11 protein-coding genes are annotated in these 12,734 nt (G+C 67.7%); 5 read left to right on the top strand and 6 right to left on the bottom strand.

Annotated elements, in window-relative coordinates:
• Positions 1-246: 246 nt before the first annotated feature.
• Positions 247-1,914 carry a hypothetical protein gene (locus CF70_RS23815; RefSeq protein ID WP_035870553.1) on the bottom strand — a complete coding sequence of 556 codons (1,668 nt, stop codon included), beginning with the start codon at positions 1,912-1,914 and terminating at the stop codon, positions 247-249.
• A 258-nt stretch (positions 1,915-2,172) separates the two neighbouring features.
• Here CF70_RS23815 and blaOXA point away from each other — a divergent pair, with 258 nt between their 5' ends.
• Both blaOXA and bla read left to right on the top strand, forming a co-directional pair.
• Positions 2,173-2,985 (top strand): class D beta-lactamase, encoded by an 813-nt coding sequence (blaOXA, locus tag CF70_RS23810; RefSeq protein ID WP_152561895.1) that lies wholly within the window; start codon positions 2,173-2,175, stop codon positions 2,983-2,985.
• Positions 2,986-3,061: 76 nt separating this feature from the next.
• A complete protein-coding gene (gene bla, locus CF70_RS23805) occupies positions 3,062-3,964 on the top strand; it encodes a class A beta-lactamase (protein ID WP_035870551.1) in 903 nt (300 codons plus the stop codon).
• Between the two features lie 47 nt (positions 3,965-4,011).
• Here bla and rtcR read toward each other — a convergent pair whose 3' ends face one another.
• On the bottom strand, positions 4,012-5,622 hold the full coding sequence (gene rtcR, locus CF70_RS23800) for an RNA repair transcriptional activator RtcR (protein ID WP_035870549.1): 1,611 nt from the start codon (positions 5,620-5,622) through the stop codon (positions 4,012-4,014).
• Between the two features lie 272 nt (positions 5,623-5,894).
• Between rtcR and CF70_RS23795 the strand changes: the two genes are divergently transcribed.
• From CF70_RS23795 to rtcA, 3 genes are all read left to right on the top strand, one after another.
• A complete protein-coding gene (locus CF70_RS23795) occupies positions 5,895-7,457 on the top strand; it encodes a TROVE domain-containing protein (protein ID WP_035870547.1) in 1,563 nt (520 codons plus the stop codon).
• A gap of 483 nt (positions 7,458-7,940) precedes the next feature.
• A complete protein-coding gene (locus CF70_RS23790; protein WP_035870544.1) occupies positions 7,941-9,170 on the top strand; it encodes an RtcB family protein in 1,230 nt (409 codons plus the stop codon).
• Between the two features lie 92 nt (positions 9,171-9,262).
• The gene (gene rtcA / locus CF70_RS23785; RefSeq protein ID WP_035870543.1) at positions 9,263-10,282 is read left to right on the top strand and encodes an RNA 3'-terminal phosphate cyclase; all 1,020 of its coding nucleotides are present in this window, start codon (positions 9,263-9,265) and stop codon (positions 10,280-10,282) included.
• A gap of 11 nt (positions 10,283-10,293) precedes the next feature.
• Here rtcA and fliR read toward each other — a convergent pair whose 3' ends face one another.
• The 4 genes from fliR to fliO form a co-directional block, all read right to left on the bottom strand.
• Entirely contained in the window at positions 10,294-11,079 is a 786-nt protein-coding gene (gene fliR, locus CF70_RS23780; protein ID WP_035870541.1) for a flagellar biosynthetic protein FliR, read from the bottom strand.
• A 43-nt stretch (positions 11,080-11,122) separates the two neighbouring features.
• Positions 11,123-11,392, bottom strand: a complete 270-nt coding sequence (gene fliQ / locus CF70_RS23775) for a flagellar biosynthesis protein FliQ (RefSeq protein WP_035870540.1) — start codon at positions 11,390-11,392, stop codon at positions 11,123-11,125.
• A 34-nt stretch (positions 11,393-11,426) separates the two neighbouring features.
• A complete protein-coding gene (gene fliP / locus CF70_RS23770; protein ID WP_200876802.1) occupies positions 11,427-12,116 on the bottom strand; it encodes a flagellar type III secretion system pore protein FliP in 690 nt (229 codons plus the stop codon).
• 137 nt (positions 12,117-12,253) lie between these two features.
• Complete coding sequence (gene fliO / locus CF70_RS23765; protein ID WP_063830495.1) at positions 12,254-12,724, bottom strand: flagellar biosynthetic protein FliO; 471 nt, start codon at positions 12,722-12,724, stop codon at positions 12,254-12,256.
• Positions 12,725-12,734 lie beyond the last annotated feature (10 nt).

The following is a 12,734-nucleotide window of genomic DNA, read 5'->3' as shown; positions in this document are numbered from 1 at the left end:
GGGGGGGGGGGGGGGGGGGGGGGCGGGAGCCACTGGCGCGGCTGCCGCGTCGGTGCTGTCGCTGCCGCAGCCGTGCAGTACCGCTGCCGTGGCCAGCACCGCCAGGATGGCGCCGATGCCGACACGTGTGGCGGCTCCGGCGCGCCGGTTCTCTTTGGGGTTGCCCATTGTTGTATCTCCCTGTCCGCTTTGTTAGCGAGGCGGAAATATACGGAAGGGATGTTTCGGCGCGATGAACGTTATGTGTCAGCGCAGCGGCCCCGGCCCCCCGCGGCGGGCGGCGCGCATGGCTTCAGCCGCGGCCAGCTGCAGTTCGCGCGGCAGCGCGGTGATGGCGGCATGGAAGAAGCGGCGCTCCGCCGGGCGCAGCTTGCCGAGCAGGCCGGCCAGGCGCTCCACGGTGGCAAACGCGGCGGGGGTGTCGCCGTGCTCGAAGGTGTGGAACCAGCTGGCTTCAAGCAGCAGGTTGGCGAGTTGCAGGGCGCCGTAATGCACGTGCCCGGCATCGTGCTCGTCCAGCGCGAAGGCGGCCAGCGACGACCAGCTGATAAAGCCCTTGGCGCGGGCAAACGGCGCATGGAAGGGGCGCAGCGCGTCCACCGCTTCGTCGAGCAGCAGCGGCCGCTGCGCGCGGAACGCCTTGAGCGTGCCGCCGCCGTCCTGCGCGCAGTTGCCGCGTGCGATACGCAGCAGGAAGATGATGTTCCACGCCGAGCCGCCGCCTGCGCCGAAGCGGTCGCAGATCCACTCCGACAAGCCCAGCCAGCGCACCGACTGGCGCTGCACCTGGCCGGCGGGCCACCGGCGCGCCGGGTCGATCAGGGCATGGTTCCAGAACAGCCACAGGCACAGGCCGAGATTGGCGGCCACGTGCTGCGCGGCATCTACCGAGTCCGCTTCGTACGCGGCCTGCAGTGCGCCGGAGAAGCCTGCCACGGCGGCTTCGGCGGCCTGCCGGGCTGCCTCCGGCTGCGTGGCCATGTCGCGGATCGCCACGGTCTTGTGGATCAGCGCGCCCAGGTTCAGGGTTTCAAAGCGCACGCGCGGGTTGTAGCGCACCACCGGCTGCAGCGCGGGGTCGGCGGCAAGGCTCTCCAGCTCGGCCTGCGCCGCTTCCATCTGGTTGCCGGCATAGCGCTCCCAGGCGCGCACCACGCGGGCCATGGCGGCGAAGGTCGGCAGGGCGGTATCCACGGTGCCGGTGCCGACGATGCGGTCAAAGCGCTGCAGCGCCGCACGGCTGCGCGCGAGGTCGTCGCCACGCCGCCACGCCAGGCTCTCCTTGAGCAGGGCGAAGGCGTGCTGGAAATCGTCGGTGGCGCAGCGCTGTGCCGCGCGCAGGGCGTTGGCCACGCCGTTGCTGGCGCTACCTCCCGCAACGCCCACACCGTCCTGCATGCCGCGCATGGCTTGCGTGAGGTGGCTCCAGTAGCTGATATCGCGCATCACGTAGTCGACGGCAGGATTACCGGGGCTGCCGGGATTTCCATCGCCCCCCTTGCCGGCGCGCCGCGCGGCGCCCGTGGCCGGTCCCACGAAGCGCGCCAGCGCCGCATCGCCGGCGCGGCGGCCGTCCACGGTGAAACGCAGGCGCTTGCTGGCTGCCGGCGTGATCCAGAACGGCCCGCGGCTGCGGTGCGCCGGGTTGAGCCCGGCGGCGCCCTGGCTGCGATCCAGCCCCCAGCCCACCGGGATGTCCCAGCGCGCGAAATCGGCAAAGGCGCGGGAGACCAGCATGCGGATATTGGCAGCGTCGGGAAAGCGCGTTCGCAACTGCACCGCTGGCACGCCGGTGGCGCCGTTGCGCGCGGCCAGGCAGACCGCGGCGAGCAGCCACAGGCTCTGGTAGCGCGCGGGCTCGCCATTGACGCGAAAGGGCGTGGACAACTCGATGGTGAGGGAGGGCTGGGGCATGCGTCAGGGGATCGATTGGAGGGCCGTGGGCGCCTTCGGCGGGCACCGCCGGAACGCGCAGGTTACACAGGTTACAGCAAATGCTCTTGGCGGCGTGCCGCCGGACTCTTATGCTCCGCTTCGTCCGCCGGGCCTGGCCAGCAATCCCGTGCGCCCTGGCCGATGTTCGTGCCCCGGCACGTCACCGGCAGGGCGCAGGGACCGCCACTTCTTCGCAGCGACGGCTGCGCGGGGTGGCTCCGATCGCTAGTAAGAACAATGGAGAATAACTTGAAGCAAACCGCAATCCTGGCCGCGCTATGCGCGGCGCTCTCGGTCTCAACGGCCCGTGCGGAAGTGCTCTGCACGGTAATGGCGGATGCCGCCAGCGGCAAGATCCTGAAACAGGAGGGCACCTGCGGCCAGCGCGTGACCGCCGCATCGACGTTCAAGGTGCCTCTGAGCCTGATGGGCTTCGACTCGGGGCTGCTGGTGGACGAGCATGCGCCGGCCATGCCGTTTCGTGCGGAGTATCGCGAGAGCAATCCCGCCAAGCGCGTCACCACGGATCCCGAACGCTGGATGAAGACTTCGGTCGTGTGGTACTCGCAGCAGTTGACGCAACAGATTGGCGAAGCGCGCTTCCGGCGCTATGTGGGCGAGTTTCAATATGGAAACGGCGATGTCTCGGGGGACCCCGGGAAGCACAATGGGCTGACGCACGCATGGCTCAGCTCGTCGCTGAAGATCTCGCCGCTGGAGCAGGTCGCCTTCCTGGCGAAGGTGGTCAATCGCAAATTGCCCGTCTCCGCGCATGCCTACGACATGACGAGCCGGATCATGGCGATTGGCGTGCTGCCGGACGGATGGGCCGTGCACGGCAAGACAGGCACCGGCGCCCCGATCCTGGCCAATGGGTCCGAGGACTGGATCCACGGCTATGGATGGTTTGTCGGCTGGGCGACGAAAGCGGGCCGCAGCGTGGTGTTTGCCCGCCTGACCCAGGATGAAAAGAAGGAGCCGGTCAGCGCCGGCTTGCGCACGCGGGACGCGTTCATGCAGGAGCTGCCGGGACTACTGGCCTCCCGCTAAGGCCGCCGCATCCGACGGATGCCATGTCAGCCGGAATGGCAAATGGCATCCGTTGCAACATCACAGGAAAAGACAGATGAGACACTCACCCGTTCGCCGCACGCTGCTGCTTGCCGCTGCTTCGGTTCCTTTCACCAGCGCCTGTACCTCGTGGGCAGGCAGAGCCGGGGGGAGCGCCGCGGCGCAAGACCGCCTCGCCGCTCTCGAGTCCGCAGCGGGCGGGCGGCTCGGGGTCGCGGCGCTGAATACGGCCAGCGGCGCGCGGATCAGCCACCGCGCCAGCGAACGCTTTGCGCTCTGCAGCACATTCAAGGTGCTCGCGGCATCCGCCATCCTGCAGCGCAGCGCGGCTGAAAGCGGCCTGCTGCAACGGCGCATCGCCTACACGAAAGACGAACTCGTTGCGTATTCACCGGTCACCGGAAAGCACACAGGCGATGGCATGACGGTTTCGGAGCTCTGCGCAGCCGCTCTCCAGTACAGCGACAACACGGCTGCCAACCTGCTGATGAAGATACTTGGCGGTCCCGCCGCCGTGACGGCGTTTGCCCGCTCGATCGGCGACGACGCGTTCCGGCTCGACCGCTGGGAGACCGAACTCAACACGGCGATACCGGGCGATCCGCGCGACACGTCGACACCCGCGGCGATGTCGCGGAGCCTGCAACGGCTTGCGCTGGGCGATGCGCTGGGCGCGGCGGAACGCGGCAGGCTGGTGGCATGGATGCGCGGCAACACGACCGGCGCGACGCGCATCCGCGCCGGCGTGCCGGCGGATTGGCAGGTTGCGGACAAGACCGGCTCCGGCGACTACGGCGCGGCCAATGATATTGCCGTGGCGTGGCCGCCCGGAAAGCCGCCTGTCGTGATGGCGATCTATTTCACGCAAGGCGACAAGGACGCGGCATATCGGAACGACGTGCTGGCAACGGCCGCGCGGATCGTGGCCGAAACGATCGGCCAGGCCGGCATGGCCTGAGCGGGCTTCGTGCTTCGTTGCCTCACGGAGTGGACGGGAGCCGCCCCTCAGGCCCGGCTGGCGGCGGCGAACGTCAGGCCGAACTTGCCGAGGTACTTGGCCAGCCGGTCGCTGTCGTTGCTGCTGCTCTTGCCCAGCCGCGAAACCGCGAACAGTTGACGCCCGGCCTCGGCCTGGCTACGGCTGCGCTGGCACACGCCCAGCACATAGTCGAGCTGGACCAGGTCGAAAGGGTCCGTGGCGGCCAGCACGGCGGGGTCTAGCAGCGCTTGTGCCAGGGGCTGGCCGGGCACTTTGCCGTTCTCTTGTTCGTCGCGGCCGTCCTGCCAGGATTCGCTCAGGCGCGTTATCTCCGCGTCCACGGCGCGCGCATCGATGCGGCCGCTGTCGGCCAGCGTCATCATGCGCGTCACCGAAGCCGCGAGGTCGCGGAAGTTGCCGCGCCAGCAGGCCTGCGGGGACACCGCGAAATCCAGCCACGCCAGGCGCGCCTCCTTGTTGAAGCGCACCTGGCTGCCGAGCTCGCGCGCCTGGCGCGCGAGCTCGTAATCCAGGTTGGGCTCCACGTCCTCCGGGCGCTCGGCCAGCCCCGGCAAGCGATAAGTCCACAAGTTGATGCGGGCGAACAAGTCCTCGCGGAAACGTCCCGCGCGCACTTCCACGCGCAAGTCCCGGTTGGTGCCGGCGATCAGCTGGAAATCGCTCTGCACCTCCTTGTCGCCGCCCACGGGAAAGAACCGTTTCTCCTCGATTGCCTTGAGCAGCATGGCCTGCTCGTCCAGCCCCAGCTCGCCGATCTCGTCCAGGAAAAGCAGGCCCTGGTGGGCCGATCGCAGCCAGCCCGTGCGCTCGCCCTGCGCGCCGGTAAAGGCGCCCTTGACGTGGCCGAACAAGGCGGACATGGCGCCGTCGCCACGGATGGTGGCGCAGTTCACCTCCACAAAGCCGCCGCTCAGTTGATGCCGGCCCTTCTTCAGCTCAAACACCCGCCGCGCCAGGAAGGACTTGCCGGCGCCGGTGGGGCCGGTCAGCAGCACCGGCGCGCGCGAGCGCAGCACCACGCGCTCGATCTCGTTGATCATGCGGTTGAAGGCGGGATTGCGGGTGGCGATGCCGGACTTGAGCAGCGATACCGCGTCCTGCTGCTCGCGCGAGAAGCGCGCGGCGAGCTGGTCGTAGCGGGACAGGTCGAGGTCGATGGCGGCATAGCTGCCCGGCTGGCCGCTGGCCTGCCGCAAGGGCGGCGAGGTTTGCAGCAGGCAGGCCGGCAGGTAGCGCGCCTCGGTCAGCAGGAACAGGCAGATCTGCGCCACGTGCGTGCCGGTGGTGATATGCACCCAGTAATCCTCGCGCTCCGTATCGAAGCGGTAGCCGCGCGCGAACTCATGCAGCGAGGCATAGACCTCGCTGAAATCCCAGGGATCCTCCAGCGCCAGCAGGTTCAGCCTGACCTCGGTCTCCGGCGAAACCTTGGCGATATCGGCCGCGACCTGTTCGGCCAGCATCCGGTGGCGGGCCGTATAGAGAAGCTCGAAGCGGTCTACCAGCAGGTCTTCGTGCTGGCAAAGCGCGACCGTGGGCCGCCATTTCTCCCAGCGCGCGGAGCCCTTGCCGCGGTCGAGTTGCGTGCCGATGAAGCCGATGACGACTTTTTTCATGTTCTATTGATTTATATATGACTAGATAAATATATAGAAATGGAGGTACTTGAACAAGCCAAAATCCAGCATTCATTTCCCATCCGTCGAAGAAAAATCTATTCATATCAATGGCTTGCCGGCTTTGTGCCCAGGCCGGCTGCGCCCTGGCACACCGATTGCTGAATAGAGACCATCGAATACGGTGCGGGCCGAAAGCCAACGGCAGCCAAACCAGGCGCAAGACGTCACCGCCCGCACCGGCAAGACACTAGTCTCCAGGGAGAATGCGAATGGCAAATACCAATCTGTTCCAGAGCCTGCGTGGCCGCTTTCTGCCGCCGGCGGACGCGGCCAACGAGGCCGGCGGTACCGCCTATGCGTTGGGACGCGAGCATCGCCTGGCGCAGTACGCGGCAACCGGCTGCCTGAACGGCACCTTCTACGCCAGCGCCGAAGCCCAGCTCGACGCCGTGCTGGCGCTGTGCGAAGACGTCGACCCGGCCTTTATCGCCAAGACCGCCGTGTACTGCCGCGAGCGTGGTTATATGAAGGACGTGCCGGCCCTGCTGGTCGCGGCATTGACGCTGCGCGGCCCGCAGTACCTGCCGGCCGTGTTCGGTCGCGTGATCGACAGCGGCAAGATGCTGCGCAATGTCGTGCAGATCCTGCGCAGCGGTGCGGTGGGCCGCAAATCACTGGGCACGCGGCCGAAGAAGCTGGTGCAGCAGTGGCTCAACACCGCCAGCGAGCGCGCGCTGTTGTCCGCGGCGATTGGCACGCGGCCCTCGCTGGCCGATGTGGTGAAGATGGTGCACCCGAAGCCCGCCGAAGCCTGGCGCGCAGCCTTCTTCGCCCGGTCGATCGGCAAGCCGTATGACCCGGCTGCGCTGCCGCCGGCCACGCAGGCTTTCGAGGCCTACCGGCAGGCACGCGCCGAAGGCAGCCGGGCGCCGGTGCCGGAGGTGCCGTTCCAGATGCTGGCCTCGCTGGACCTGGATGCACAGGCCTGGGCCGAGGTGGCGCGGCAGGGCGGCTGGCAGATGGTGCGGATGAACCTGAACACCTTTGCCCGCCACGGCGTGTTCGCCCTGCCGGGCATGGCGCAGGAGATTGCGGCAAAACTGCGCGATCCGGTCGCCATTGCGCGGGCCCGGGTGTTCCCGTACCAGTTGCTGGCCGCGTACCAGGCGGCGGGCGGGGAACTGCCGGCAGTGGTGCGCGAGGCCTTGCAGGATGCGCTGGAGCTTGCGCTGGCCAATGTGCCGCAGGTGGAGGGCCGCATGGTGGTTTGCCCGGACGTATCGGGATCCATGCACTCGCCGGTGACCGGTTATCGCGGCAGCGCCAGCAGCGCGGTGCGCTGCGTGGATGCCGCGGCGCTGGTTGCCGCCACTTTCCTGCGCAAGCAGCCGGATACGGTGGTGCTGCCGTTCAAGGAGGAGGTGGTGAAGCTGACGCTGAACCCGCGCGACACGGTAATGACCAACGCGCAGAAGATGGCGGAGATCGGCGCCGGCGGCACCAACTGCAGCGCGCCGCTGGCCTGGCTGAATCACCGCCGCGTCAGCGCCAACCTGGTGATGCTGGTGTCGGACAACCAGTCGTGGATGGATGTCCGCCATGGCCCGACAGCCACGCTGCGGGAGTGGGAGCGTTTCAGGCAGCGCAATCCCAAGGCACGGCTGGTGTGCCTGGATATGCAGCCCTACGCCGGCAGCCAGGCGCCGGAGCGCGACGACATCCTGAACATCGGGGGCTTCTCCGACTCGGTGTTCCAGATCGTTGCCGCCTTCGCCGCCGGGCAGTTGCATGCCGGGCACTGGGTGGGCGAGATCTCGGCGCTCAACCTGTGAAGTTGAAAGCTTGTGAAGTTGTGAGGTTGTGAAGTTCGGCGGTGGCCGGCGAATGCCGGGCAGACTACATCCAAGGCTTGTCTGTCCTGACCCTTGTCGCCGGTTGCCGCCCCGGAGCCTGCATACCCCAAGCGCCCCGCGCGGCGCCTGCGGTATGCGGACTTGCCACGAATGCTGGCCAGGATTACATCTGGTGATTGCCGGTTCGATTCCGGCCGCTGCGCAGGACGGCAGCGTCAATCCGGCCGATCCTCGTCGTGGCGGAGCCGCATTCTTTCAGGTTGACGGGCGAATGCCTGTGGAACTACATCATTGGTAATGAGGAGGTTGCGGGTGCGAGTCCCGCCGCTGAACCGGATTGGCCGGGGCAGCGTAGCTCAACGACAGAGCGCCGGTTCCACAACCACTAGTCGCCCACTTATTTTGGTATCTTGCTGGCCACTGCCAGCGTAGTCCCGCCGCAAGGCAAAGAGAGAAGCAGAGATGACCTCCAAGGAGAATTACGACGTATTCCGTACCGGCAAGGGCCGTCCGGTCAAGATGTGGACCCACGGCGTGCCGGTCGACGAGGGCGCCCGCGCGCAACTCGCCAACACCGCCCAGATGCCGTTCATCTTCAAGCACCTGGCCGTGATGCCAGACGTGCACCTGGGCAAGGGCTCGACCATCGGTTCGGTGATCCCGACGCAGGGCGCCATCATCCCGGCGGCGGTGGGCGTGGATATCGGTTGCGGCATGATTGCGGTCAAGACCACGCTGTGCGCCGGCGACCTGCCCGATAACCTGGGCCCGCTGCGCAGCGCCATCGAAAAAGCCGTGCCGCACGGGCGCTCGAACAACCGCAGCGGGCGCGACAAGGGCGCCTGGGGCGACGTGCCGGATACGGTGGATGCCAGCTGGGCCGCGCTGGCCGGCGGCTTCGAGCGGATCACACAGAAGTACCCCAAGCTGACGCGCACCAATAACCGCAACCACCTGGGTACGCTGGGTACCGGCAACCACTTTATCGAAGTCTGCCTGGACGAGAGCCAGTCGGTCTGGTTCATGCTGCACTCGGGGTCGCGCGGGGTGGGTAATGCCATCGGCAATACCTTCATCGAGCTGGCGCAGGCGGATATGCGCCGCCACTTCATCAACCTGCCGGACCGCGACCTGGCCTACCTGGTGGAAGGCAGCCAGCACTATGAGGACTACGTGTTCGCGGTGGAGTGGGCGCAGCAGTATGCGCGGCGCAACCGCGAACTGATGATGGCCAATGTGCTGGACGCCGCCCGCGCCGTGATCGGCAAGCCCTTCGCGGCGGAGATGGAAGCGGTGAACTGTCACCACAACTACGTGCAGAAGGAGCGCCACTTCGGCGAGGACGTGCTGGTGACACGCAAGGGCGCGGTGAGCGCCAAGGCCGGCGAACTCGGCATCATCCCGGGCTCGATGGGCGCGCGCTCCTACATCGTGCGCGGCAAGGGCAATGAAGAGTCGTTCTGCTCCTGCAGCCACGGCGCGGGCCGCACCATGAGCCGGACCGAAGCCAAGCGCCACTTTACGGTAGACGACCAGCGGCGCGCCACGGAAGGCGTGGAGTGCCGCAAGGACGCCGAGGTGATCGACGAGATCCCGATGGCGTACAAGGATATCGATGCCGTGATGGCGGCGCAGTCCGATCTGGTCGAAATCGTCCACACGCTCAAGCAGGTGGTGTGCGTGAAGGGCTGAGCGATGCCGAAGCCACCGGCGCGGTCCGGGACGGGAAACGTCCCCGGCCGCGCCGGCATAACAACAAGAACAGACGAAGACGAGTAAACGCAATGATGGAAATCGACGGCTCCTACGGCGAGGGCGGCGGGCAGATCCTGCGCACCGCGCTGTCGCTGGCCATGGTGACCGGCACGCCGGTGCATATCGCCAATGTGCGCGCCCGGCGCAGCAAGCCGGGGCTGATGCGCCAGCACCTAACCGCCGTGGTCGCGGCGCAGGCGATCAGCGGCGCGCGCACCGAAGGCGCGGCGATCGGATCGACCGCGCTGACTTTCGCGCCGGGGCCGGTGCGCGCCGGCAACTACGACTTTGCCATCGGCTCCGCCGGCAGTTGCACGCTGGTGCTGCAGACGCTGCTGCCCGCGCTGTGGAGCGCGGCTGGCGACGAGAGCTTCACCCTGACCCTGTCGGGCGGCACCCACAACCCCATGGCACCCTCGGCGACCTTCCTGCGCGATGCGTGGCTGCCGCTGATGGCGCGCATGGGCGCCGCGGCCGACCTCACGCTGCGCCGCCACGGCTTCTATCCCGCGGGCGGGGGCCAACTGACAGTGAGCGGACGCTGCGGCGCGGCATGGCGCGCGCTGGCGCTGGAAGAGCGCGGCACGCCCGGCGTGGCCGACGCGCGTGCGCTGATCGCCGGCGTGCCGCTTCACGTGGCGCGGCGCGAGCTTGACCTGGTGGGCGAACTGATGGGATGGGAGGCGAGCCAGTTGCACGTGGGCGGCCTGCGTCACGAGGAAGGGCCGGGCAATGCGGTGCTGCTGACGCTGCCGCACCAGCACGTTACCGAGGTGTTCTGCGAATTCGGCGAAAAGGGCCGTACGGCGGAGAGCGTGGCTGGCGCCGCCTGCCGCCAGGCACGCGCCTACCTGGCCGGCAAGGGCGCGGTGGGCCCGCACCTGGCCGATCAGCTGCTGTTGCCGATGGCGCTGGCGGGTGGCGGGAGCTTTACGGTGGACGAGGTGACCGGTCACCTGCGCAGCAATGCAGAAGTGATTGGCAAGTTCCTGCCGGTGGAGATCGGGTTTGAAACCCTGGCCGGGTGTACGCGGGTGGTGGTGTCCTGAGGGCGTGGTCCTCAGCGCCCGAACTGCCCCAGCACCATTCCCACCGTACTCAACCCACCCTCGATCAGCCGCCCCATGTAGGTGCTCATCTGCGGCATGATCAGCATCATCATCAAGATGCCGCCGCCCAGCGTGACCGGGAACCCGACCGCGAAGATCGACAACTGCGGCGAGGCGCGGTTCAGGATGCCCATGGCGAGGTTGAGGGTGAGGAGCGCGGCGATCAGCGGCAGCGCCAGCAGCAGCCCGGACGAGAACACCGTGGCGCCGGCGCCCGCCACGGCGGCCCAGCCCGCGCCGGTGAGCGGCTGGGCGGCGATCGGCAGCGCGGCGAAGCTGTCGGCGACGGTGGCCAGCAGCATCAGGTGGCCGTCCATCGCCAGGAACATCAGGGTAGCCACCACGTTGAGAAAACGCGACAGCACCATGGTCTGTCCGCCGGAGGAGCGGTCATAGAAGGAGGCAAACGACAGGCCCATCTGCAGGCCGATGGTTTCGCCCGCGAACTGCACGGCGGCGAACACCAGCCGCATGCTGAATCCCACCGCGAGCCCGATGCCGACCTCGTTGAGAATGATCAGCAGGCCTTCGAGCGAGTACACCGGCACCAGCGGCAGCTTGTCGATGGTGGGAGAGATGATCACCGCCATCAGCGCCGCCAGCGCAACCTTGGCCCGCCTCGGGATGGTCGATTCCCCGAACAGCGGCGCGGTGCCGATCAGCGCCAGCATCCGGAACATGGGCCAGAGGAAGGCGGCGATCCAGGCGTAGAGCTGGGCGGAGGTGACGGAGAGCACGGCGGCGGGCCTGGCTAAAGCGCGCTCAGTCGCGGCGCCGGGCTTAGTGCACCAGGGCGGGAATGCCCTGGAACACTTCGCGCATGTAGTCGACGAAGGTGTTGATCATCCACGGGCCGGCCAGCACCATGGTGGCGAACAGCGCCAGCAGCTTCGGGATAAAGGACAGCGTCATTTCATTGATCTGCGTGGCGGCCTGGAACAGGCTCACCACCAGGCCGGCCACGAGCGCCACCAGCAGCAGCGGCGCCGACAGCATCAGGGTCATCTTCATCGCCTGGGTGGCGATGGTCATTACGGTTTCCGGAGTCATGGCGAAGGCCTAGGGTGGGGCAGGCGCCCCGTGATCAGTTCAGGAAGCTCTGCGCCAGCGAGCCAAGCAGCAGTTGCCACCCGTCCACCAGCACGAACAGCATCAGCTTGAATGGCAGCGCGATGGTGGCCGGCGGCACCATCATCATGCCCATCGCCATCAGCACGCTGGCTACCACCAGGTCGATGATCAGGAAGGGGATAAAGACAGTAAAGCCGATCTGGAACGCGGTCTTGAGTTCGCTGGTGACAAAGGCGGGCACCAGGATCCGCATCTGCACGTCTTCCGGGCCTTGCATCTCGGGCGCCTTGGCCATCTGGGCGAACAGCGCCAGGTCCTTCTCGCGGGTCTGCTTGAGCATGAACGCCTTGAGCGGCGCGGCGGCCTTGGCGGCGGCGTCTTCCAGGCTGAGCTTGTTTTCGGACAGCGGCTTGTAGGCGTCGGTGTAGATGCGGTCGAACACCGGCGACATGACGAAGAAGGTCAGGAACAGCGACAGTCCCACCAGCACCTGGTTGGGCGGCGAGCTGGCCGTGCCCAGCGCATTGCGCAGCAGCCCCAGCACGATGATGATGCGCGTGAAACCCGTCATCATCAGCATGGCCGCCGGCAGGAAGGACAGCGAGGTCAGCAGCACCAGCGTCTGCACCGACAGCGACCAGGTCTGGCTGCCGCCCGGACCGGCCTTGCTGGTCAGCCCCGGCAGCGCTTGCGCATGCGCCATGGCCGGCAACAGCACCAGCGCGAGGCACGCGCAGGCCAGCAGGACCGCGAGCGCGAGCCGGGTGGGCTGGCTGAGGTATTCGCGGAAGGACTGGAGGTGGTAGTGCAGGGAGCGCCGGGGGGCGTCAGGCAGGAAATTCATGACTTCAGGTTGTCTTGCATGGCGCGCAGCAGCTTTTGTCCAAAGCTGCCGGCCGGACCCTGGCTTGCCGCGCCGCCGGGATTCTGGTCCGGCTTGTGCGCGGCTTGCGCGGGCAAAGTGTGGAGCGTGCGAATCTCGCCGGCGCTGACACCCAGCACCAGGCAGGTATCGCCGACCTCCACCATGACCAGGCGCTGGCGCGCCCCGAGCATGGTGCTGCCTATCACTTTCATCTGGCCGCCCTGGCCATGGCGCACCAGGCCGGCGCGGCGCGCCAGCCAGGCCAGCAGCAGGATCAGCGCGATGACGGCGAACAGGCCGAGGCCGGCCTGCGCCAGTCCCGACGCGGCGCCAACGCCGACATGGCTGCCGGCGCCGACGCCGCTGCCTACCGTGCCGGTACCGGCTGGGCTGGCGGCAACTGCGCTGGCCTGCGCGGCCGCGGGCGCGGCATGCGCCAGGGCCACGCCGGCGGCT

Origin of the sequence: Cupriavidus sp. SK-3 (genome assembly GCF_000611145.1) — a bacterium.
GTDB lineage: Bacteria > Pseudomonadota > Gammaproteobacteria > Burkholderiales > Burkholderiaceae > Cupriavidus.
Note: the sequence above shows the minus strand (reverse complement) of the source record. Positions and strands in the feature narration are given on the sequence as shown.